20 protein-coding genes and 1 tRNA gene are annotated in these 22,765 nt (G+C 71.7%); 12 read left to right on the top strand and 9 right to left on the bottom strand.

Going from position 1 to position 22,765, the window contains the following annotated elements:
- The first annotated feature begins 101 nt into the window (after positions 1–101).
- The 7 genes from GWK16_RS04655 to rfaE1 all read left to right on the top strand — a co-directional run bounded on the left by GWK16_RS04655 (position 102) and on the right by rfaE1 (position 8,605).
- Positions 102–452, top strand: coding sequence for a DUF983 domain-containing protein (locus GWK16_RS04655; RefSeq protein ID WP_168043030.1), 351 nt, complete (start codon positions 102–104; stop codon positions 450–452).
- A gap of 6 nt (positions 453–458) precedes the next feature.
- Positions 459–1,139, top strand: coding sequence for an SURF1 family protein (locus GWK16_RS04650; RefSeq protein ID WP_170052737.1), 681 nt, complete (start codon positions 459–461; stop codon positions 1,137–1,139).
- Between the two features lie 7 nt (positions 1,140–1,146).
- Positions 1,147–2,634 (top strand): carboxypeptidase M32, encoded by a 1,488-nt coding sequence (locus tag GWK16_RS04645; RefSeq protein WP_170052736.1) that lies wholly within the window; start codon positions 1,147–1,149, stop codon positions 2,632–2,634.
- Positions 2,635–2,821: 187 nt separating this feature from the next.
- Positions 2,822–4,219, top strand: coding sequence for a threonine synthase (thrC, locus tag GWK16_RS04640; RefSeq protein WP_170052735.1), 1,398 nt, complete (start codon positions 2,822–2,824; stop codon positions 4,217–4,219).
- A gap of 139 nt (positions 4,220–4,358) precedes the next feature.
- On the top strand, positions 4,359–5,630 hold the full coding sequence (locus GWK16_RS04635; protein ID WP_277613539.1) for a M16 family metallopeptidase: 1,272 nt from the start codon (positions 4,359–4,361) through the stop codon (positions 5,628–5,630).
- A 110-nt stretch (positions 5,631–5,740) separates the two neighbouring features.
- Entirely contained in the window at positions 5,741–7,066 is a 1,326-nt protein-coding gene (locus GWK16_RS04630; protein WP_170052734.1) for a TldD/PmbA family protein, read from the top strand.
- Positions 7,067–7,144: 78 nt separating this feature from the next.
- Positions 7,145–8,605, top strand: a complete 1,461-nt coding sequence (gene rfaE1, locus GWK16_RS04625; RefSeq protein WP_170052898.1) for a D-glycero-beta-D-manno-heptose-7-phosphate kinase — start codon at positions 7,145–7,147, stop codon at positions 8,603–8,605.
- A gap of 163 nt (positions 8,606–8,768) precedes the next feature.
- On the opposite strand, the gene GWK16_RS04620 is transcribed toward rfaE1, so the two are convergent.
- From GWK16_RS04620 to GWK16_RS04590, 7 genes are all read right to left on the bottom strand, one after another.
- Entirely contained in the window at positions 8,769–9,230 is a 462-nt protein-coding gene (locus GWK16_RS04620; protein ID WP_170052733.1) for an MmcB family DNA repair protein, read from the bottom strand.
- Positions 9,231–9,260: 30 nt separating this feature from the next.
- Complete coding sequence (locus GWK16_RS04615; RefSeq protein WP_211187051.1) at positions 9,261–9,785, bottom strand: dihydrofolate reductase family protein; 525 nt, start codon at positions 9,783–9,785, stop codon at positions 9,261–9,263.
- Positions 9,782–10,357: a hypothetical protein gene (locus GWK16_RS04610; protein WP_170052732.1), complete on the bottom strand. Its 576-nt coding sequence runs from the start codon at positions 10,355–10,357 to the stop codon at positions 9,782–9,784. Before GWK16_RS04610 ends, GWK16_RS04615 begins: the two co-directional genes overlap by 4 nt.
- A gap of 9 nt (positions 10,358–10,366) precedes the next feature.
- Positions 10,367–12,028 (bottom strand): glucans biosynthesis glucosyltransferase MdoH, encoded by a 1,662-nt coding sequence (mdoH, locus tag GWK16_RS04605; protein ID WP_170052896.1) that lies wholly within the window; start codon positions 12,026–12,028, stop codon positions 10,367–10,369.
- A gap of 70 nt (positions 12,029–12,098) precedes the next feature.
- Positions 12,099–12,431 (bottom strand): thioredoxin TrxA, encoded by a 333-nt coding sequence (gene trxA, locus GWK16_RS04600; protein ID WP_168043038.1) that lies wholly within the window; start codon positions 12,429–12,431, stop codon positions 12,099–12,101.
- A 78-nt stretch (positions 12,432–12,509) separates the two neighbouring features.
- Complete coding sequence (locus GWK16_RS04595; RefSeq protein WP_170052731.1) at positions 12,510–15,683, bottom strand: efflux RND transporter permease subunit; 3,174 nt, start codon at positions 15,681–15,683, stop codon at positions 12,510–12,512.
- Positions 15,684–15,687: 4 nt separating this feature from the next.
- Positions 15,688–16,875 (bottom strand): efflux RND transporter periplasmic adaptor subunit, encoded by a 1,188-nt coding sequence (locus GWK16_RS04590; protein WP_170052730.1) that lies wholly within the window; start codon positions 16,873–16,875, stop codon positions 15,688–15,690.
- A gap of 173 nt (positions 16,876–17,048) precedes the next feature.
- Between GWK16_RS04590 and GWK16_RS04585 the strand changes: the two genes are divergently transcribed.
- The 4 genes from GWK16_RS04585 to GWK16_RS04570 all read left to right on the top strand — a co-directional run bounded on the left by GWK16_RS04585 (position 17,049) and on the right by GWK16_RS04570 (position 20,245).
- Positions 17,049–17,723, top strand: coding sequence for a lysophospholipid acyltransferase family protein (locus tag GWK16_RS04585; RefSeq protein ID WP_170052729.1), 675 nt, complete (start codon positions 17,049–17,051; stop codon positions 17,721–17,723).
- A complete protein-coding gene (locus tag GWK16_RS04580) occupies positions 17,707–19,044 on the top strand; it encodes a 3-deoxy-D-manno-octulosonic acid transferase (RefSeq protein WP_170052728.1) in 1,338 nt (445 codons plus the stop codon). The genes GWK16_RS04585 and GWK16_RS04580 overlap by 17 nt, the downstream gene beginning before the upstream one ends.
- Positions 19,045–19,108: 64 nt before the next feature.
- Positions 19,109–20,098, top strand: coding sequence for a tetraacyldisaccharide 4'-kinase (gene lpxK, locus GWK16_RS04575; RefSeq protein ID WP_170052727.1), 990 nt, complete (start codon positions 19,109–19,111; stop codon positions 20,096–20,098).
- A gap of 61 nt (positions 20,099–20,159) precedes the next feature.
- Positions 20,160–20,245 (top strand) — tRNA-Leu (locus GWK16_RS04570).
- A gap of 20 nt (positions 20,246–20,265) precedes the next feature.
- Here GWK16_RS04570 and GWK16_RS24960 read toward each other — a convergent pair.
- Entirely contained in the window at positions 20,266–20,685 is a 420-nt protein-coding gene (locus tag GWK16_RS24960; RefSeq protein ID WP_211187050.1) for a hypothetical protein, read from the bottom strand.
- Between the two features lie 118 nt (positions 20,686–20,803).
- Between GWK16_RS24960 and GWK16_RS04560 the strand changes: the two genes are divergently transcribed.
- On the top strand, positions 20,804–22,207 hold the full coding sequence (locus tag GWK16_RS04560) for a phenylacetate--CoA ligase family protein (RefSeq protein WP_170052726.1): 1,404 nt from the start codon (positions 20,804–20,806) through the stop codon (positions 22,205–22,207).
- Here the strand turns inward: GWK16_RS04560 and GWK16_RS04555 are convergent.
- Positions 22,204–22,764: a GNAT family N-acetyltransferase gene (locus tag GWK16_RS04555; RefSeq protein ID WP_277613538.1), complete on the bottom strand. Its 561-nt coding sequence runs from the start codon at positions 22,762–22,764 to the stop codon at positions 22,204–22,206. The two genes, GWK16_RS04560 and GWK16_RS04555, sit on opposite strands and share 4 nt — an antisense overlap.
- Between the last annotated feature and the right edge of the window lies 1 nt (position 22,765).

The raw sequence follows: 22,765 nt of genomic DNA, 5'->3' as shown, positions 1-22,765 counted from the left end.
GACGCTGGCGGCCGCAGGCCGGCCCTTCGGCGCACAATGTTTCCCGGCCGGGCCTGTGGGTCCGGCCGGTGTCGTTTTCGGGCTCCTGCTGGAGGCTTCCGGTGGCTGAAGGATCTTCCCTGGTGACGGCCGCGCTGCTCGGACGCTGCCCGCGCTGCGGCAAGGGCAAGCTGTTCCGCGGCCTGCTCGACATCCGCGAGACCTGCGACCATTGCGGCCTCGACCTGCGGGGCCACGATGCGGGGGACGGGCCGGCGGTTGCCGGCATCTTCGTCATCGGCGCCGTGACGGTGATCGCGGCGATCTGGGTCGACGTGAAGTTCGAACCGCCGCTCTGGGTCCATGCGGTGCTGTGGCCGGCGCTGGTGCTGCCGTTCTCGCTGCTGACCATGCGCGTCGCGAAGGCCGCGCTGGTCGCGCTGCAGTGGCGCCACCGCGGCCAGGACCGCTGAGGCCGCATGTCCTTCTCCCGCGCCGCGCGGCGTCTCGCGGTCCCGGCGGCAACGACGCTGGTGCTGCTGGCCGTGCTGGTCGGCCTCGGCACCTGGCAGGCGCATCGGCTGGCCTGGAAGACCGACCTGCTCGCGCGCATCGACGCGGCCGAGGCCGGCCCGCCCGTCCCGCTCACCGACCGGCCGGAACCTTTCGCCAAGGTCCAGGCCACCGGCCGCTTCGACAATGCGCGGGAGGCCCTGGTCGGCCTCGAGGTCCGCGGCACGACCCTCGGTGCGCGCCTCCTCGTACCGCTGCAGCGCGAGGGCGCGCCCGCGCTGCTGGTGGACCGGGGCTGGGTGCCGCTCGAGCGCGACCGTCCCGTGGACCATCCCGAAGGCGAGGTCGCCGTCGCCGGCTGGGTGCGGCCCGGCGAGACCGCCGGGTTCTTCGCGCCTGCCGACGATCCCGTGGCGCGGCGCTTCTACACCTACGACCCGCAGACGATCGGCGCGGCGCTGGATCTCGGCCGCGTGGCGCCCTTCACCCTGGTCGCGATCGACGACCGGCCCGGCCTGCCCGAGGCGGACCGCGCCCTGCCGCGGCCCACCAACAACCATCTCGGCTATGCCATCACCTGGTACGGCACCGCGCTGGCCCTGGTCGGGGTCTTCCTCGTCTGGGCGCGGCGGCGGCTGAAGGAGTGACGCGCCCATGCAGAATGCTGCCTATCTCCGCCTGAAGGCCCGCTTCGCGCGCATCGCCGCGCTCGGCGAGGCGGCGTCCATGCTGCACTGGGATGCGAGCGCGATGATGCCGCCGGGCGGCGGCGAATCGCGCGGGGAACAACTCGCCGCGCTCGCCGGCCTCGCGCATGAACTGCTGACCGCACCGGTGGTCGAGGAGGACCTCGAGATCGCGCATCCCGAAGGCGCGTGGGAGGAAGCGAACTTCGCGCTGATGGAGCGCGCCCATGCGCGCGCCACCGCCTTGCCGACCGAACTCGTGGAAGCGGCCGCGCGCGCCAATTCCGCCTGCGAGAAGCTGTGGCGCGAGGCCAAGGCACGCGCCGACTTCGCCCATGTCCGCCCCGCCCTGGCCGAGGTCGTGCGCCTGCAGCGCGAGACGGCGCGGGCGCTGGGCGCCGCGCTGTCCATGGATCCCTACGACGCGCTGATGGACGGCTACCAGCGCGGCGTGACGGCCGCCGATGTCGAACCGGTCTTCGCCGCCTACGAGGCCTTCCTCAAGGACGCGCTGCCGCGCGCCGAGGCGATCCAGGCCGCGAAGCCCGCGCCGCTGCCGCTGAACGGGCCCTTCCCGGTCGAAATCCAGCGGCGGCTTTGCCGCGACCTCTCGGCGCGGATCGGGCTCGACTACGACCATGCGCGGCTCGACGAATCGCTGCACCCGTTCTGCGGCGGCACGCCGCAGGATGTGCGCCTGACGACCTTCTACGACGAGCACGACGTCGCGAAGGCGCTGCTCGGCGTGCTGCACGAGACGGGGCACGCGCTCTACGAACGTGGCCTGCCGGCGGCCTATGCCCGCCAGCCGGTCGGCGAGGCGGCCGGCATGGCCGCGCACGAATCCCAGTCCCTGATCGTCGAGATGCAGGCCTGCCGGTCCGATGCCTTCCTCGCCTTCCTGGGCCGCGAGCTGCACGCGGCCTTCGGCGGCGAGCCTGCGTCCGTCGAGGCGGCGAACCTCGCCCGCCATTGGCGCCGGGTGGAGCGCGGCTTCATCCGCGTCGACGCTGACGAGATCACCTACCCCGCCCACGTCATCCTGCGCTTCCGCCTCGAACGCGCGCTGATCGGCGGGACGCTGGAGGTCGCCGACCTGCCCTCCGCCTGGAACGAGGGGATGCAGGCCATGCTCGGCATCACCCCGCCGGACGACGCCAAGGGTTGCCTCCAGGACATCCACTGGCACGATGGCGCCTTCGGCTACTTCCCCTCCTACACCCTCGGCGCCATGGCCGCGGCGCAGCTGATGAAGGCGGCACGGGCGGCGGAACCGGGGCTGGATGCCGCGCTGGCACGGGGGGACATGGCGCCGCTGCTGGGCTGGCTGCGAACGAACGTCCACGCGAAGGGGTCGTTCCTGGGGTTCCAGGACCTGCTGCGGGCGGCAACCGGCAAGCCGCTCGATCCGCAGGATTTCATCGACCACCTGACGGCGCGGTACCTGACGGCCTGATGCGAGGAGAGGGGGGCCTTGCCCCCCTCGACCCCCCATCAAAGGCCGAAGGGCCTTTGGAAACCGTTACCTGGCGTCGCGCCTCGGAAGGTGATGGGGTGCAGGGGGCCTTTCGGCCCCTGCCGGGAGAGCGCAAGAGGGCGGCGCCCTCTCGCCCCCACCGCGCCAAGCCGGTAAAGACCCCGCCATGCGTTACATCTCCACCCGCGGCCAGGCCGCCCCGCGCGATTTCGAAGCCGTCCTGCTGGCGGGCCTCGCCGAGGATGGCGGGCTGTTCGTGCCGGAGACCTGGCCGACGCTGACGCCGGCCGAATGGCGCGCCCTCCGCGGCCTGCCCTATGCGGACCTCGCCGCGCGCATCCTCTCCCTGTTCGGCGCCGGTGGCCTGCCGCTCGAGGCGATGTGCCGCGACGCCTATGCCGGCTTCGGCCACGCCGCCGTGGTGCCGCTGGTCCAGCTCGACCACCGGACCTTCGCGCTCGAGCTCTTCCACGGGCCGACGCTCGCCTTCAAGGACATGGCGCTGCAGCTGCTCGGGCGCATGTTCGACCACGTGCTGGAAAAGCGCGGCGAGCGCGTGACCATCGTCGGCGCGACCTCCGGCGACACCGGCTCGGCCGCCATCGAGGCCTGCCGCGACCGCAGCGCCGTCGACATCGTCATCCTGCACCCCGAGAACCGCACCTCCGAGGTGCAGCGCCGCCAGATGACCACGGTGCTGGCGCCGAACGTGAAGAACATCGCGGTCCAGGGCGACTTCGACGCCTGCCAGGACCTGGTGAAGGCGATGTTCAACGACGCGCCCTTCCGCGCCGAGATGAAGCTCTCGGCCGTGAACTCCATCAACTGGGCGCGCATCGCCGCGCAGATCCCCTACTACGTCGCGGCCGCGCTCGCGCTCGGTGCGCCGGATCGGGAGGTCGCGGTCAGCGTGCCCACCGGCAATTTCGGCAACGTGCTGGCGGCCTGGGCGGCCCGGCGGATGGGCCTGCCGATCAGCCACTTCGTCATCGGCTCCAACCGCAACGACATCCTCGCGCGCTTCCTGGCGTCCAACGACATGAGCGCGAAGCCGGTCGAGCCCTCGCTCTCGCCCTCGATGGACATCCAGGTCTCGTCCAACTTCGAGCGGCTGCTGTTCGAACTGCTCGGCCGCGACGCCGCGGCGACCGCGGAGGCGATGACGCGCTTCCGCGCCGAAGGCCGCATGCCGGTGCCCGACGCCGCCTGGAAGCAGGCGACCGCGCTGTTCCGCGGCTTCACGCTCGACGATGCCGGCACGCTTGCCGAGATCCGCCACCTCTGGACGTCCTCGGGCTACCTGGCCGACCCGCACACCGCCGTCGGCACGGCGGCGGCGCGCGCGCTGGCCCCAGCCGACCCGGCCGTGCCGGCCATCGTCGCGGCCACCGCCCATCCCGCGAAGTTCCCCGATGCGGTGGAGCGCGCCACCGGCTTCCGCCCGCCGCTGCCCGCGCGGCTCGCCGATCTGTACGAGCGCGAGGAGCGGTTCAGCGTCCTGGCGGACGATCTCGGCGTCATCGAGGCCGCGGTCCGGGCCCATGCCCGCCGCAACGCAGCCTGACGAGGCCGCGTCGGGCGGTGATCTCGTCAGCGGCCCGCCGCGGGGAGGCGGTGCCCGCCCAGCCGGCGCGCCCCCCTGCGAAACCCGCCCCGACGGGCTACATAGGGGGACTGCACCAGTCCCCACGAGGAGCATCGCCTTGACCGCCAGCGACGCGATCCGCGTCACCCGCCTGCCCAACGGCCTGACCGTCGTCTCCGAGACCATGCCGCGCGTCGAGACCGTCTCGGTCGGCGCCTATGTCGCCGCCGGCACGCGGCACGAGACGGCCGACGTCAACGGCGTGTCCCACTTCCTCGAGCACATGGCCTTCAAGGGCACCGCGCGCCGCGACGCCGCGGCGATCTCGCGCGAGATCGAGAATGTCGGCGGGCACCTCAACGCCTACACCGCCCGCGAGCAGACCGCCTTCTACGCCAAGGTGCTGAAGGAGGACACGGCGCTCGCCGTCGACATCATCGGCGACATCCTGACGCACTCCACCTTCGTGCCCGAGGAGATCGAGCGCGAGCGCGGCGTGATCCTGCAGGAGATCGGCCAGGCGAACGACACGCCGGACGACATCGTCTTCGACCACTTCCAGGAAACCGCCTATCCGGCGCAGCCCATGGGCCGCCCCGTCCTCGGCACCGAGGACACGATCAAGGCGATGAGCCGCGAGGCGCTGACCGGCTACATGCGCACGCACTACGGCCCGGGCGCGATGGTCGTCGCGGCGGCGGGCGCGTTGGAGCACGACGCGCTGCTCGACCTCGTGCGCACGCATTTCGCCGACCTGCCGCAGACCGCCTCCGCGACCCCGGAGGCCGCGCTCTATGCGGGCGGCGAGTTCCGCGAGACGCGCGACCTCGACCAGGTGCACATCGTGCTCGGCTTCCCTTCGGTGAAGCATGGCGATCCGCTGCACTACCCGACGCAGCTGCTCTCGACGCTGCTCGGCGGCGGCATGTCGTCGCGCCTGTTCCAGGAGATCCGCGAGAAGCGCGGCCTGGTCTATTCGATCTACTCCTTCGCCTCCCCGTTCCGGGATCACGGACTGTTCCAGATCTACGCCGGCACCGGCGAGAAGGAGGCCGGGGAGCTGATGCCCGTGACGATCGAGGCGCTGCGCGCGGTCCAGCGCGACGTCACCGAGGAGGAGCTCGCCCGCGCCAAGGCTCAGCTGCGCGCCTCGCTGCTGATGTCGCTCGAGAGCACGGGCAGCCGCTGCGAGCAGCTCGCGCGCCAGCTCCAGGTCTTCGGCCGCGTCATCCCGGTCGAGGAGACCAAGGCGAAGATCGCCGCCGTCACCGTCGAACAGGTGCAGGAAGCCGCGGCGCGCATGTTCCGCGCGCGGCCGACGCTCGCGGCCATGGGCCCGGCGGAGCATGTGCCGGGCGTCGACGCGATCATGGAGCGGCTCGCCGCCTGAAGCCTGCACCCCCCAACCGTCCTTGTCCGTTGGGGGACCGGCGCCAGAAGTCAGAAAAGGTTGAGGGGGTGCGGGGGAGACGTTCCCTTCTCCCCCGCCAAGGAGCCGAGATGGATCGCCTCTCCACCCTGTCCGACCTGATCGCCGCCGCGAAGCGCGCCGGCGCCGACGCGGCGGACGCCGTCCTCGTCGCCTCGACCGCGCTCTCGGTGAAGCGCCGCCTCGGTGCCATCGAGCAATTGGAACGCGCCGAGGGCTTCGACATCGGCCTGCGCGTCTTCGTCGGCAAGCGTCAGGCGATCGTCTCCTCCAACGATCCGGACCCGCGCAGCTTCGCCGCGCTCGCGGAGCGCACCGTCGCCATGGCGCGCGTGGTGCCCGAGGATCCCTTCGCGGGCCTGGCGGATCTTGTGCCGATCCCGCCGGTCGACCTCGACCTCGAGGATCCAGTCGAGCCCAGCGCGGAATCGCTGCTGCAGCGCGCGGCGGCGGCCGAGGAAGCCGCGCTCGCCGTGAAGGGCGTCACCAACAGCGAAGGCGCGGATGCGAGCTGGGGACGCTTCGAGATCGCCCTCGTCGCCTCGACGGGTTTGGCCGGCGGCTATGTCCGCAGCGCGCACACCATCTCGGCGACCGCGCTCGCGGGCAGCGGGACGGGCATGGAGCGCGACTACGACTGGGGCAGCACGGTCTACCTCTCGGACCTCGAGGACCCGGCCGCGATCGGCCGCCGGGCGGGGGAACAGGCGGTGCGCCGGCTGAATCCGACCCGGCCCAAGACGGCGCGCCTGCCGGTGGTCTACGACCCGCGCGTGTCGGGCAGCCTGCTCGGCCATCTGTCGGGGGCGATCAACGGTGCCGCGGTGGCGCGCGGGACGTCCTTCCTGAAGGACCGGATGGGGCAGCAGGTACTCGCCGCCGGGCTGACCGTGCGGGATGACCCGTTTCGCCGGCGCGGCCTGCGGTCCCGTCCCTTCGATGGGGAAGGCATGCCCGGCGCGGTCCGCGACATCGTCGCCGACGGCGTGCTGACGACCTGGTTCATGGATTGGCGCAGCGCACGGCAGCTCGGCCTCGCCTCGACCGGCCATGCGGTGCGCGGGACGGCGGGGCCGCCCGGCCCGGCGCCGTCGAACCTGTGGCTCCTGCCCGGGACGGCCAGCCCGGCCGAACTCATGGCCGATATCCGCGAAGGCCTTTACGTCACCGAGATGATGGGCTCGAGCATCAACGGCCTGACCGGCGACTACAGCCGCGGCGCAGCGGGCTTCATGATCCGCGACGGGCAACTGGCCGAACCGGTCAGCGAGGTGACCGTCGCGGGCAACCTCAAGGATATGTTCCTCAACATGATTCCGGCCAACGACCTGCGGTTTCGCACGGGCATGGACTGCCCGACCGTGCGGATCGAGGGTCTGACCATGGCTGGGTCGTGAGCGTTACCTTGCGTTGCAACACGATGGCAGGGTAGGGCTGTAACCATGGAAGGCCCCACGCCCGAGACCGACCGGCCGATGCCGGAAATTCCTGTGGCGGACCTCGTCGCCGCGGTCCGGGCGCTCCGTCGCGCCTCCGTGCTCGTGGTCGGCGACGCGATGCTCGACCGCTACGTCTACGGCACCGTCAAGCGCATCAGCCCCGAGGCACCCGTTCCGGTCCTGGCGGTGGAGCGCGAGGTCGCGATGCCGGGCGGCGCGGGCAACGTCGTGCGGAACCTCACCGCCCTCGGCGCCGCCGTCGCCTTCGTGTCGGTGGTCGGCGACGACCAGGCGGGGAGCGACCTCACAGGCCTGATCGGCGGCCAGCCGGGTGTCGAACCCTGGCTGCTGGTCCAGGGCGGCCGCCACACCACGACGAAGACCCGTTTCATCGCCAATGGCCAGCACATGCTCCGCGCGGACCAGGAGGTGGTGCAGGGCATCCATCCCCGCCTCGCCGATCGCATGGTCAAGATCGCCGGCGATGCAGTGGCCGCGACGACCGTCCTGGTGCTGTCCGACTACGGCAAGGGCGTCCTCGACGGGACGACGGCCAAGCGGCTGATCGACGCTGCGCACGCGGCGGGCCGGCCGGTGGTGGTCGACCCCAAGGGCCGGGACTATTCGCGCTACGCCGGGGCGGACCTGATCACCCCGAACCGTGCCGAGCTCGCCGAGGCCACGGGCCTGCCGGTGGACACCGAGGAAGCGATCCTCGACGCCATGCGCACGCTGCAGCAGGCCCACGACTTCCGCGCCGTGCTGGTCACGCGCAGCGAGGACGGGATGACGCTGCTCGAGGACGGGCGCATCCACCACTTCCCCGCCGAGGCCGAGGAGGTGCACGACGTCTCTGGCGCCGGGGACACGGTGGTGTCGACCCTGTCGGCGGGCATGGCCGCTGGTCTGAAGCTGCCGGTCGCGGCGCGGCTCGCGAACATCGCCGCCGGCATCGTGGTCGGCAAGGTCGGCACGGCCGTGGCGCGCGAGGAAGAACTGCTCGAGGCGCTGACGCCCGAGCGCGGGGCGCTGCGCAAGGTGATGAACCGGTCCGCCGCGTTGGAGCAGGTGGAACGCTGGCGCCGCCGCGGCTGGCGCATCGGCTTCACCAACGGTTGCTTCGACCTGCTGCATCCCGGCCATGTGCACCTGCTGGAGCAGGCGCGGTCCTGGTGCGACCGGCTCGTCGTCGGGCTGAACACGGATGCTTCCGTGAAGCGGCTGAAGGGCCCGGCCCGGCCGATCCAGTCGGAGGCGGCGCGCGCGGCCGTGCTGGCGTCACTCGCGACAGTCGACTGCGTGACGCTGTTCGACGAGGACACGCCCATCGAACTGATCCGCGAACTGCGCCCCGACGTGCTGGTGAAGGGTTCGGACTACACGGTCGAGCAGGTGGTCGGCGGGAACATCGTTCTGGACTACGGCGGGCAGGTGAAGCTCGCGGAACTGCTGCCGGGGAATTCGACGACAGCGACGGTGGCGCGCATCAAGGGCTGATGCACGACCGGGAAGGGCGCTGCCCCTCTCGGCCTCTCCCTGCCACGGGTTCCCATCGGCCGAAAGGCCAATGGAAACCTGGCATTGCCCCCTCCGCGGCGGATAACGGTTTCCAAAGGCCTTTCGGCCTTTGGCGGGGAGGTTTGGAGGGGCGGAGCCCCTCCTATTCCACCCTGAGCGCCGCCCGCATTTCCGCCGCCCCTGTCGGATCCGCCAGCGCCGCGAGCCTCCCGCCCGCCAGCATCGCGTACCGATGGAGCAACGATCGTCGCCGCGCCGGCGCCAGCCGATGTTCCGGCGCGTCGCGCAGCAGCGCCGCCTCGCGGTCCTCGGCGACGATCAACCCGATGTCGTCCGGCAGCAGGTCCTGCGGGAAGTCGAGGTCCACGGCGAAGTAGAGCCGGTCGCACCAGGCCCGGTAGTCCGGCCATTTGCCGTCGGACAGGTAGTCCCGCGCGCAGGACTTCACCTCGATGATCGTGAAGTCGCCGGTCGGCTGCAGGGCGAGGATGTCGGCGCGGCGGCCGTCGGGCAGGGGCACCTGCTCGACCGGCGCCCAGCCGCGCAGGGCGCAGAAGCGCGCGGCGGCGCGGGTGACGGCGAGGGTGCGGGCCGGGACGTCCATGCCGCACGTTCGCGCTTCGTTCGCGTTCGATCAAGCCCGGTGGTAGGTCAGCCCCACCACGCCGTTCGCATAGGTCGTCGCCGCCTCCAGCCGCCAACCCTGCGGCATGCCGGCGGGCGAGAACAGCCGCAGGCCCGCGCCGAGCACCAGGGGAATGACGAAGAGCTCCAGCGAGTCGACGAGGTCGAGCGCGAGGCAGGCCTGCGCCACGGCCGCGCCGCCGAGCAACCAGATGTCGCCCGTCGTTTCGGCGCGCAGGCGCGCCACGACGGATCCGATCTCGCCCTGCATGGCCTCGACGCCGGCGGGTGGGTCGGCGTCCAGCGGGCGGCGCGTCAGCACGACGACACGCTTGCCCGCATAGGGCCAATCCCCGAATCCGCGTGCCTGGTCGTAGGTCGCACGGCCCGTCAGCACCGTACCGATGCCGGCGAGGAAGCCGGCCATGCCGTAATCCTGCACATCGAAGGGGTGCAGCCAGCCGACCTCGCCGCGGTCGTCCGCGAGGCAGCCATCGAGGGAGATCGCGGCGTAGAGCCGCAGGCGCGCGCTCACGCCTGGCCTCGCCACGTGCGGCGCGCGGAGCGCACACGCTCGAGCAGCGAGGGCGCCTCGCCGAGCAACGCCAGGCGCACGCGGCGCGCTGCCGCATGGATCGCGGCCTTCGCCCGCTTCATCGCATGGCGCACCGCCTGCCAGGCGGGCGAGGAATCGAGGAACGCGTGTGCCCGGGCGAGCAGCGCGACCACCCAGTTCCGCACCTTCGCGAAGATCGGGATCGTCATCAGCTTCGGCTCCGCGACCACGTAGAGGCGCGCCGAGAAGGCCGTGCCGATCGTCTTGGCCGCCAAAAGCACCGCGAGCCCGCCCAGTGGCTGGCCGTTGGTGATGAGCCAAAGCGCGGCGATCTTCACGGGGAACAGCAGCGCGATCGGGATGGCGAAGATCAGCAGCACCATCCGCGCGTCGAGTCGCAGGATCAGGCGCTCGAGAACCGCGAAGAGCGGGATGCGCGCGATCAGCCCGCCGATGGCCTTGGACCAGGACCACAGGGTCTCCTCCAGCACCACCCAGAGGAAGGCGAGGAGCAGGAGCGGGGGGCGCAGCAGGGCTTTCAGCGAGCGCATCGCGGCATTCTAGCGCATTGCTCCGCCGATCTCCTCGGGCAACGCGCAGATCCCGGCGTGGCGCAGCCGGGCGGAGACACCGGGATCGGCGGTGACCACCGCGAAGGGGATGGTGAGCAGCAGCGAGGCCAGCACCGGCAGGGCCAGCAGCAGGGCCAGCGGCGAGGCCATGGCGAAGAGCCAGGTCAGTACCAGTCCCGCCAGCGTCGGCGGCCAGAATTGCCGCGCCGCATCGACCCAGGAAACGCCGCGATCGGCCCGGTTCTGCGCCGTCCAGCCGACCTTGAGCCCGAAGGGCAGGGCGATCAGGAACAGCGTCTGCGCCATCAGCCGCGCCGGTTCCATCAGGGTGGTGAAGGCGATCTCGGCCGCCGCGCCGCGGGCGAAGGCGGTGCGCCCGCCATAGCGGTCGGCCAGCGCCGGCTTCAGCAGCACCTCGGCATAGCCCGCCAGCTTCGGGGCATAGTGGCAGGCCCAGGTCGCCGCCAGCAGCGCGACCAGCGCACCGGTCGGGGTCGTCGCCCCGCCGCCCGTCAGGGCGTTGCCGGCGGCCAGCACGAGGATCGCGCACCAGAGCGGCGCGCCGAGGAAGAGGAGGATGGCCTGCATCAGCTGCCAGCGCGCCATCGGCGTCATGCCCGGCAGGCGCAGCAGCGCGAGGTACTGCATGTTCCCCCCCGCCCAGCGCAGGTCGCGGATGACGAAATCGCCGAAGGTCGGCGGGTTGCCCTCGGCGCTGCCGGTGTCGTCGGGCAGCACCCGCACCTTCCAGCCGGCGGCGTGCAGGCGCGTCGCCTCGACCTGGTCGTGGGAGAGGATGCGCGACCCGTCGGGCAGGGGTTCCAGCCGGCAGAGCTCGCGGAACGGCGCGATGCGGATCAGCGCGTTGTGGCCCCAATAGGGGCCCTCGTCGCCCTGCCACCAGGCCTGGCCGGTCGCCCAGGACCGCATGCCCTGGCGCATGCCGAACTGGAACAGGCGCGGGAAGGCCGCGGTGGCCGGCAGGCCATGGATCAGCTGCTGGACGATGGCGAGCCGATCATCGGCCTCCATGCAGGCGACGAGGCGCAGCACGGCGGCCGGCGTCATCTCCGAATCGGCGTCGAGGCAGAGGAAGTAGTCGAGGCCCGCCGCGTGATGATCGAGGAAATCCATCACGTTGCCGGCCTTGAAGCCCTCGTTCACGGATCGGCGGCGGTAATGGACGTTGGGGCGGTCGGCGGCGAAGGTCCGGACCGCGGCTTCCTCGGCTTCGGCGCTGGGGCCGCCGGGCGTATCCGACAGCACCCAGAGCGCGAAAAGGTCCGGCGGCAGCCCATCCATCAGCCGGCCGAGCGGCGGCAGCACGGCGCCCATGTCCTCATTGCGGATGCAGATGGCGATGGCGGTGCGCCCGCTGGGTGGGTCGGGACGGGCCGCGCGGAGCGCCGGCAGGACGGCTGCCGGCGGGTCCTTGGCGGCCAGCAGGATGACCAGCCCCACCAGGGCATTCGCCGCGGACAGCGCGCTCCAGGGGACGGTGCCGAGGTAGCAGAGGAGGATCAGGATTTCCCACGCCGTCCAGCCGCCCGGTGCCAGCACGGCGACGGCAAGCGCCACCAGCCCCACCGTGATGGCGAGCGCAAGGCCGAGGAACAGGCTGCGTCGGACAAGCGGCGACTCGGTGGGCAGGCGCGGCCTCCTGCACCGCGGCGGGGCCGGGCGGGCGAAGCCGGGGCGCGCGGGGCGCCCCGGGGCGGGATCACTCGCCGATGGCGCCCGAGATCCAGGCCTTGAGCTGGCCCTTCGGCATGGCGCCGACCTTGGTGTCGAGCGGCTTGCCGTCCTTGAACAGGATCATGGTCGGGATGCCGCGCACGGCATACTCGGTCGGCGTCATCGGATTGTCGTCGATGTTCACCTTCGCAACGGTCAGCTTGCCGGCATATTCGGCGGCAAGCTCGTCCAGGATCGGCGCGACCATGCGGCACGGGCCGCACCATTCGGCCCAGAAATCCACGAGCACCGGGCCCGGCGCCTCCAGCACGTCCTGCTTGAAGGTGTCGTCCGAGACGGGCTTGGTGAGGTCACCCATCGGGGGGATGTCTCCATGTGGGGCGGGGGCGGAAGGCCGCCGCGGTTGTAACAGAGATCGTGCGGCGGGCGCGCCGGGTCAAGCGTGCGGCGCAGCGCCGTCGTCGGGCGCCGCCGCAGGCTCCGGCGGCTTCCAGCCCAGCAGCCGGGACTTCAGCTTTTCGCGAACGGTCTGAAACACGACGTAGAGCATCGGGATCATGAAGATGCCGACCGAGGAGGCCGCCAGCATGCCCCAGAAGACCGGCGTGCCGACGGCACGGCGGCTGATCTCCGACGCGCCTTCGGCCACCACCAGGGGGTAGAGGCCGAGGATGAAGGCGAAGGAGGTCATCATCACCGCGCGGAAGCGCAGCTTCGCGCCCAGGGTTGCTGCCTCCTGGATCGACTTCCCCGCGTGCTCGCGCTGTTCCTTCGCGAACTCGATGATGAGGATGCCGTTCTTCGCCGCGAGCGCGATCAGCACCACGATGCCGACCTGGGCATAGAGGTCCAGCGCCAGGCCTGCTGGTCCGATCGAGATCATCGCCCCCAGCACGCCCACCGAGACCGACAGCAGCACCGGCACCGGGATGGTCCAGGATTCGTAGAGGCCCACCAGGAAGAGGAAGGCGAACAGGACGGCGAGGGCGAGGATCGTCCCCGTCTGCCCGGCCGCCGCCTTTTCCTGGAAGGCCGTGCCCGTCCATTCATAGGAATAGCCCGCCGGCAGCGTCGCGGCCGCCACGCGTTCCATGGCCGCGAGGCCATCGCCGGAGGACCGCCCGGCGGCCGGCTCCCCGTTGATCGTCAGGCTGCGGACGTTGTTGTAGCGGATGATGGATTGCGGGCCGAACTCGATGCGCGCATCGGCCAGCGCGCGGAGCGGGATCATCTCCCCGTCCCGGTTGCGAACATGGACGCGGTAGATGTCCGGGATGCCCGCGCGATCGGCCTGCTCGGCCTGCAGACTGACCTTCCAGGTGCGGCCGAACAGGTTGAAGTCGTTCACATAGGCCCCGCCCATCGCCGAGGACAGGGCGGAGAAGATGTCGTTCAGCGACACCCCGAGCACCTGCGCGCGGTCACGGTCGATGTCGAGGAAGACCGAGGGCGTCGAGGCCGCGAAGGTCGAGAACACGCGGGTGAGATTCGGATCCTGGTTCGCGGCCAGCACCAGGGCGCGCATGACCGCTGCCATCTCGCCCACGGGACGGCCTTCGAGGTTCTGCAGCTGGAACTCGAAGCCGCCGGCGGTGCCGAGGCCCACGATGGGCGGCAGGTTGAAGGGAATGACGCGGGCCGGCACGGCAGCCGTGCGCGCGAGCGTCGCGCGGATGAGCGCATTCACGTCCGTGCCCGGCGCCGTCCGCTCCGAGAAGGGCTTGAGCGTGACGATGATGATGGCGGAGTTCGACTGCGCGAGGCCGTTCAGCATCGAGTAGCCGCTGATCGTCATGACGTCCTGCACGCCCGGCAGGTCGCGGATCGCCGCCTCGACCTGGCCGGCGATGACCCGCGTGCGGTTCAGCGAGGCGCCGTCGGGCAGGGCCACCTCCGCGAAGAAGGCGCCCTGGTCCTCCTGCGGCAGGAAGCCGGTCGGCGTGCGGGCTCCGACGCCGACGATGCCGGCGCCGAAGGCCGCCAGCAGCACGAGCGAGATGGCGGCGATGCGCACGAGCCGGGTGACCAGCCCGGCGTAGCCGTCCCGCACCCGGTCGATCCCGCGCGAGATGCGCCCCATGATCCCCTTCTTCGGGCCGTGATGCGCCGAGAGCAGGACGGCGCAGAGCGCCGGCGAGAGCGTCAGCGCGTTGATCGCCGAGAAGAACATCCCGACCGAGACGACGACCGCGAACTGGCGGAACAGCTCACCCGAGATGCCCGGGATGAAGGCGAGCGGCACGAAGACCGACAGCAGCACCAGGGTAATGGCGATGATCGGCGCGGTGATGGTCTCCATCGCCGCCTTCGTCGCATCGGCGACGGACAGCGAATGGTTCTCCTCCATCTTCGCCTCGACCGCCTCGACCACCACGATGGCGTCGTCCACCACGATGCCGATGGCGAGCACCATGGCCAGCAGCGAGACGGTGTTGGCCGAATAGCCCATCGCGTTCATGACCACGAAGGTCGCGATCAGGCTGACCGGCACGGCGATGAGCGGGATGAGCGTCGCGCGGACGGAACCGAGGAAGATGAAGACCACCAGCACGACGAGGACGAAGGCCTCGATCAGGGTGTGGATGACGACCTCGATCGTCAGCTTCACGAAGCCCGTGGTGTCGTAGGTGACCGCGTATTCGACGCCCTGCGGGAAGCGGGCGGCGAGGCCGCGCATGGTCTGGGCCACCGCTTCCGCCGTGCCGACCGCATTGGCGCCGGGGGCCAGGTAGATCTGGATGCCGATCGCGTCCTGCCCGTTCAGCGTCATCGCCTGGTCCTGGTTCCAGGCGCCGAGCTCGATCCTGGCGACGTCACGCACGCGCAGGACGGATCCGTCGGGGTTCGCGCGCACCAGGATGGCGCCGAACTGCTCCACGTCCTCGAGCCGGCCGGTGGTGCGGATATTGAGCTGGTAGGAGGTGTCGTTGGACGAGGGCTGCGCCCCGATCCGCCCCAGCGGCGCGACCTGATTCTGCGCGCGGATGGCCGAGACGATGTCGTTCGGCGTCAGATTGAGCGCCGTCAGCCGGTCCGTTTCGAACCAGATGCGCATGGCGTAGTCGCGCGCACCGAACATCGACGCGTCGCCGACGCCGGGGACGCGCTTCAGCACGTCCATGATGTTGATGGTCGCGTAGTTCGACAGGAAGAGCGGGTCTTGCTCCCCGCTGACCGAACGCAACGTGATGACCTGCAGCAGCGCCGAGGACTTCTTGCGCACCGTCAGGCCCTGGCGCTGCACTTCCTCGGGCAGCTGCGCCAGCGCGAGCTGCACGCGGTTGTTCACGTTGGTGGTGTTCTGGTCCGGATCGGTGCCGACGCGGAAGGAGACGGTGAGGTTGTAGGACCCGTCATTGCCGCTGGTGGACCGCATGTAGATCATGTTGTCCACGCCGTTGACCTGGCTCTCGATCGGCTGGGCGACCGTCGCCTCCACCACCTCGGCGGAGGCACCGGGGAAGAAGGCCGTGACCGAGACCTGCGGCGGCACGATGTCCGGGAACTGCGCGACCGGGATCTGCTTCAGCGCGACGATGCCGGCGATCGTCATGACGATGGCGATGACGACCGCCAGGCGCGGCCGATCGACGAAGACCTTGCTGATCATGGACTCAGCCGCCGCGAGCCGGGGTGGCGGGATCGGCGCCGAGGGGCGGGGCATCCTGCGGGCGTGGCGTGACCGGCTGGCCGGGCCGGGCGCCCTGCGAGCCCTCGGTGATGATGAGCTGGCCGACCTCGAGCCCTTCGGTCACGACGACCTGGCCCGCCGGGCCGGCGTTGGTGCGGATGCGCTTGACCTCGACCTTGTTGTCCGCCCCGACCACGAGGACGAAAGCCCCCTGCTGATCGATCTGCAGCGCGGACTGGGGAATGACGATCGCATGGCGCCGCTCGGGAGCCTCCACCACCACCGCGACGGCCTGGCCGTCGGTGAGCAGCCGCTGGGCATTCGGCACGACGGCCTGCACCAGCACCGAGTCCGTCGAGCGGTTGGCGGTGACGTCGACGAAATCGATCCGCCCGGTCGTATCCATCAGCGTGCCGTCGGGCAGGCGCACGCGCACCTGCACGCCGTCCGGAGCGCCGTTGGTGCCGCTCGCCCGCCGCACCCGGAGCAATTCGCGCTGGGTGACGGGGAAGTTCACGCGGATCGGGTCCTCGCGGACGATGGTGACGAGCACGCCCGAATCGGGCCCCACCACGTTGCCCGGGCTGAGCGGGGAGCGACCTGCGCGCCCGTCGAAGGCGGCGCGGATCTCGGTGTAGCCGTACTGGATGCGCGCCTGTTCGAGCTGCGCGCGCGCGGCCTCGATCTCCGCCTTGGCCTGGGCTTCGGCGGCGATGCGTTCATCCAGCGTCGATTGCGGGATGGCGTTGGTGCGCACCAGTTCCCGCCCGCGCGCCACCTGGGCGGTGGCGTAGTTGAGGTCCGCGACGCCACGGTCGACCTGCGCCTGGCGCAGTGCGACCTCGGCGGCGAAGGGCGCCTGCTCGATGGTGAAGAGCAGGTCGTTGGCCTTCACCGCGTCGCCTTCATTGAAGTGCCGCGCGTAGAGGAAGCCGGTGACGCGGGCGCGGACGTCGACCTTGTCGATGGCCTCGACGCGGCCGATGAACTCCGCCGCCGGCGTGATGGACTGCATCGCGACGCGCTGGACGCCGACCGCCGGCGGCGGGCCGGCCTGGCGCGCCGGCGGCGCGGCGTCCTTGCAGCCGGCGAGCGTCAGCACGGCCGCCAGCCCCACCGTCGCCAAGGTCCCGGCACGCCACGAAACCTGCCCCTCACGCGCCTCGACCATGCCGCCTGCCCCTCGAACACAGGATGATGTCGGCGCCAGACTACGCGCCCTGCGCGCCCGCCACCATTGCCGTCGCGTTGCAAATCGCCGGCCCTTCGCGCGGGGGGCCGCCTTCGCCGCCGCGCCCGGGCGTGCTAGGGCCGGCTCGTGACCCCCGCCCTTCGCACCCTCCCATGGCGAAACGACTGATCCGCCACCCCGCGGTGCAGGGGCTGCTGGCGTGGCTGGTCGCGGTCTACCTGCGGGTGGTCTGGGGGACGACGCGCTGGACCCTGGTGGGGGAGGACCATGCCCGCCCCTTCGCCGACCAGCCGATGATCCTCGCTTTCTGGCACGAACGGCTGCCGCTCGCGGCGCTCGGCTGGCGCCTGCTTGCCAAGCGGGTGCCCCAGTCCGGCGGGCGCCGGGCCCAGGTGCTGATCTCGCGCCACCGGGACGGACGGCTGATCGCGGCCGCGGTGCGGCCCTTCGGGATCGACGTCGTGCACGCCTCCTCCTCGAAGGGCGGTGCGGCGGGACTGCGCGGCCTGGCGCGGATCCTGTCCCATGGCGGGGTCGCGGTCATCACGCCGGACGGGCCGCGCGGGCCGGCGCGGATCGCAGCGCCGGGGGTCGCACAGCTCGCCGCCCTGACCGGCGTGCCGGTGCTGCCCTGCGCCGTGGCGTCGACGCGCATGCGGCTGGCGCGGTCCTGGGACCGGATGCGTTTCCCGCTGCCCTTCGCGCGCGGCGTCGCGGTCATGGGGCCGCCCATCGCCGTGCCGCGGGACGGGGCGGACGCCGCGCTGCCGGCCATCGCCGCCGCGCTGACGGCCGCCTGCGACCAGGCGGATGCGCTCGCTGCATGAGGCGCCGGTGACGATCGGGGGCTGCGTCTGGCACTGGGGTACGACGGCGATCGCGCCGGCGCTGCCCTTGCACCTTCGCCGCCGCGTCGCGCGCGGCAAGGAGATCGCGGACCGCCTGCCCGAGCGCTACGGCCTGAACGCCGACCGACCCGCCGGGCGATTGCTGTGGCTGCATGCGGCAAGCGTCGGCGAGACCCTGTCCGTCCTGCCGCTGATCGAGGCGCTGGCCACCGCCGATCCGGCATTGACCATCCTGCTGACGACGGGAACGGTCACCTCGGCGACGCTGCTCGCGCGGCGCCTTCCGGCCGCGCTGGCACCGCGCGTGCTGCACCGCTTCGTGCCGCTCGACGTGCCGCGCTGGGTGGCGCGATTCCTTGATGGCTGGCGGCCCGATGCCGCCGTGCTGGTCGAATCCGAGATCTGGCCGAACATGATCGCCGCGGTCGCGGCGCGCGACATTCCACTCGCGCTGATCAACGGACGGATGTCCGAGCGCTCGGCGCGCTGGTGGGCGCGCGTGCCGGGCCTTGCGCGCAGCCTGCTGTCGACATTCCGCCTCGTGCTCGGCCAGACCGAAGCCGATGCGGCGCGCTTCCGCGCCCTCGGCGCCGCCGGCGCGGCCTGCTGGGGCAACCTGAAATACGCCGCCGCCCCGCTGCCGGTGGAGGAGGCCGAGCGCCGGCGCCTCGCGGCCATGATCGGCGATCGCCCGGTCTTCCTGGCCGCCAGCACGCATCCCGGGGAGGAGGCGATCGTCATCGCCGCCCATCGCCGCATCGCCGCCGCGCATCCGGGGCTGTTGACGGTGATCGTGCCGCGCCACCCCGAGCGGGGGACGGAGGTTGCCGCCCTCGGCACCGGCCTCATCGTCGCGCGCCGCGCGGCGGGCGAGGATCCATCACCTACGGCCGAGCTCTATATCGCGGACACGCTTGGCGAGCTCGGTCTTTTCTATCGCCTGGCGCGGCTGGCCTTCGTCGGCGGGTCCCTGGTGCCGCATGGCGGGCAGAACCCGCTGGAGCCCGCGCGTCTGCACTGCCCCGTCCTGACCGGCCCGCACACCTGGAACTTCGCCGAGATCCTGGCGCGACTCGATGCCGTGGGTGGGGTTACAAGGATCGATATCGGAACGGATCCGGCCGCCGCGCTGGCCGAGGCGGTTTCCGCCATGCTAACGGAGTCGGACCGGGGGCGGGCTCAGGCCGAGGCCGCCGCCGGGATCGCGGCCGAGGAGGCCGGATTGCCCGGGCGGGTCGCGGCGGCGCTGCTGCCGCTGCTGTCTGCGGATGGGAAGGCGGCAGCCGCGTCGGGCGGCTGATCGCGGGCGGTTCCGGAAGCCTCCGGGCCGCGGGGGCTATTGTGAAGGTGGACGACACGAACTGATGCGCGCTCCTGAGTTCTGGAGCGGCGGTGGCGGGGGGCTCGTGCCTTTCCTGCTCTCGCCCGTCTCCGCCCTGTATGCCGCGACCACGGCGCGGCGTATGGCGCGCCATGGATGGACGGCGCCGGTGCCGGTGCTGTGCTGCGGCAATGCCACGGCCGGCGGGGCCGGCAAGACGACCGTCGCGCTCGATATCGGGCGGCGGCTCGGCAATCGCGGCATCAACGCGCATTTCCTGCTGCGCGGCTATGGCGGCCGGATCAAGGGGCCTGCGCGCGTGGACCCGGCGCAGCATGACAGCACTGCGGTGGGCGACGAGGCATTGCTGCTGGCCGCCGAGCGCCCGACCTGGGTCGCGGCCGACCGCGCCGCCGGCGCGCAGGCGGCGATCGCGGGCGGGGCGCAAGCCATCGTCATGGATGACGGGCTGCAGAATCCGACGCTCGAGAAGGATTTGTCGCTGCTGGTGATCGACGGGTCCTACGGCTTCGGCAATGGCCGGGTCATCCCGGCCGGGCCGCTGCGCGAACCGGTCGCCGCCGCGGCCGCGCGCAGCCGCGCGGCCGTGCTGATCGGGGAGGACGAAACCGGGGCGCTGGCGCAGCTGCCCGAGGCGCTGCCTGTCCTGCGCGCACGGCTCGTACCCGGGCCGGAGACGGAGCTCCTGTCCGGCCAGCCGGTCTTCGCCTTCTGCGGCATCGCCAATCCGCGGAAATTCTTCGCCACGCTGCAGGAGGCCGGCGCCTTCATCGCGGGGCGGCAGGCCTATGCCGACCACTACCCCTATGACGAGGGCGACCTGCGCGACCTGTTCGCCGAAGCCGAGACTCTGCGCGCCACGCCGGTGACGACGAAGAAGGATTGGGTGCGTCTGCCGCCCGCCTATCGCAACCGGGTGACGGTCGTGACGGTGCGGCTGGAATGGGACGAGCCGGTGGCGATCGAGGCGCTGATCGACCCGCTCGCGGCCCGGGTGCCGATGCCGGCGTGACGGCGCGGCCCGATTGCATGAGGCCGGGCCGGCCTTAACCTGCACGCTCGCGATTCGGCACGCCCGCCTGGCGGAATGGTAGACGCAGCGGACTTAAAATCCGCAATCCGCAAGGATGTGCCGGTTCGAGTCCGGCGGCGGGCACCAATCGCGCCCGCGCCCTGTCCCTAGAACCGGAAGTTCAGGCTGACGCCCGGCGCCGGCGCGTAATAGGCCGGGGGCGGAGGCGCGTAGTACACGGGCGGCGGCGGCGCGTAATAGACCGGCGGCGGCCGGTAGTACCGCGGCCGCGGCGGGGGCGCGTAGTAGTAGCCCGGCGGCGGACCCCAGCCCGGATAGGCGTAGTAGCCGCGGCGTCCACGGCCCCGCCCGCCTTCGCCGACCGGCACGATGTCGGCCGCCTCGGTCTGCGGCGCGGCGAGGAAACTGCTGGCACCGGCGCGCGCGAGCGTCACGCCCGTCCCGCCATCGGCAATCGCCGCCGGCACCGCCGCGGTCGCGGCGGCGGGCGCGGCAGCGGCCGGGCCGGCCGCGAAGGTCACATGCGCGACGCCGAGCAGCACCGCGCTGATCGCACCCTGTCGCATGGCGTCACTCCTTTGCTTCAGGCAGGACATGAACATCTGTTCATACTCTCGCGGCCGGTTGTGGCCATGTCATGGCAGGAATTGAGGCAGCCGCCATGGCTGTCCACGGAGGTCCGGATTGCACAACGTTCCGCCGCTCGACTTGGTTTCAGCCGTTCCCGGGGTCGCCTGGCCGGCGCTGCCGGATCCGGCGGGCTCGGCGCTGCTCGCCTTGTTGTTCCAGTTCGAACGCAGCCAATGGTGGCCGGCGGCGCGGATCGAGGCGTCGCAGCGGCGGCAGCTCGCGGCGCTGCTGGACCATGCGCGGCGCACGGTGCCCTTCCACGCCGCGCGGCTGCCTGTCGCCATGCCCGATCCCGACGACGGCGCGGCCTTCGAGGCCGCCTGGCAGGCGCTGCCCATTCTGACCCGCGGCGAGATCCAGGCCGCCGACGCCGAGGAGGCGTTGCTCGCCGAATCATTGCCGCCCGGGCATGGCGAGTACCGGGAGATCTTCACCTCGGGTTCCACGGGCCGCCCGGTGCGCGCCATACGCAGCCAGCTCTGGGAACTGATCTGGAGCGCCTTCACCCTGCGCGACCATCTGTGGCATCGGCGGGACTTCGCCGGGACGCTCGCCGTAATCCGCGACAGCACGCCAGGGGCCGCACCTTGGCCGGAGGGCATGACGGCGCCTGGCTGGGGTGGCGCGGGCGGCGGCCTGATCGCGACCGGCCCTCTCGTCGGCCTGAACGTCATGACACCGCCGGCAGAGCAACTCGGCTGGCTGCTGCGGCGCGATCCCGACTACCTGCTGTCGCATCCCTCGATCCTCGCGCGCCTCGCCGAGGAATCGCGCCGCACCGGACGTCGGCCGACCCGGCTGCGCCAGGTGATCGCCATTGCCGAGACGCTGCGTCCCGAGACGCGCGCCACGATCGAGGCCGCCTTGGGGGCGCCGGTCGCCGAGGTCTACAGCACGCGCGAGGCCGGCTACCTCGCTCTGCAATGCCCCGACCATCCGCACCTGCACGTGCAGTCGGAGGGCGTGCGCGTCGAGGTGCTGGACGAGGCCGGACGCCCCTGCAGGCCGGGCGAGGTCGGCCGCGTGGTGGTCACGCCGCTGCACAACCTCGCCATGCCGCTGATCCGCTACGACATCGGCGATGCGGCCGAGGTCGGCGCACCCTGCCCCTGCGGGCGGGGCCTACCCGTTCTGAACCGCGTGATCGGGCGCCGGCAGAACATGCTGCGCCTGCCGGGCGGGGAGCGGCGCTGGCCGCTGCTGTCGTCGTCGGACCTCGGCGCGCTCGTCGCGGCGGTGCCGGGGCTGCGCCAGTATCAGGTCGTGCAGGAGGCGCTCGACCGGCTGCGCCTGGTCCTCGCGGTCGAACGGACGCCGTCGACGGCTGAGCAGGCGGCTGCGATCGCCTGGGCGCGTGGGAAGTTCGGCGCGGACTTCGCCGTGACGGTCGAGGTGCTGTCGGAGGTCCCGCGCAGCGTCGCCGGCAAGTTCGAGGATTTCGTCTGCGAGGTGCCTTAGCGGCCCGCGGCGTCCGGCCGAGCGACCTCGAACCAGAGGCAGGATTCCTCCTGTCCGCGCGACGGACACCAGATGCGGCCGGTCCCCATCGGCCTCATCCCGAGCAACTCCACCACGGCGAGGGAGGCGCCGTTGTCCACCTGCACCGCGGCGCGCACACGGTCGATGTCCAGGACACGAAAGGCCTCGGCGAGGGCGGCCGGCGCCGCCTCCCGCATCAATCCCTGGCCATGGAAGGGCTCGCCGAGCCAGTAGGTGATCAGCGCCGTACGGGGATTTCCCGGCGCGCAGGAGATGCTGATCCAGCCTGTGACCGCGCCGTCCTCCCGCCGTTCCATCACCAGGGGCAGGGACCGGCCCGCCTCGGCGGCCATGCGGATGCCGGCGATGCGGTCGAGCGCCATGAGAGGCGTATAGGGCACCGGCCAGGAGGCAAGCCGCCGGCTGATCGTCTCGTTCATCAACGTCGCCAGCGCTTCGGCGTCGCGGGGTTCCGGACATCGGAGGCGCAGGCGTGGAGTCTCGACAGCGGGCAAAATCGACAAGGCCGCAACCATG

The organism is Neoroseomonas marina (genome assembly GCF_012927745.1).
In the GTDB taxonomy this organism is placed as follows: domain Bacteria; phylum Pseudomonadota; class Alphaproteobacteria; order Acetobacterales; family Acetobacteraceae; genus Neoroseomonas; species Neoroseomonas marina.
Note: the sequence above shows the minus strand (reverse complement) of the source record. Positions and strands in the feature narration are given on the sequence as shown.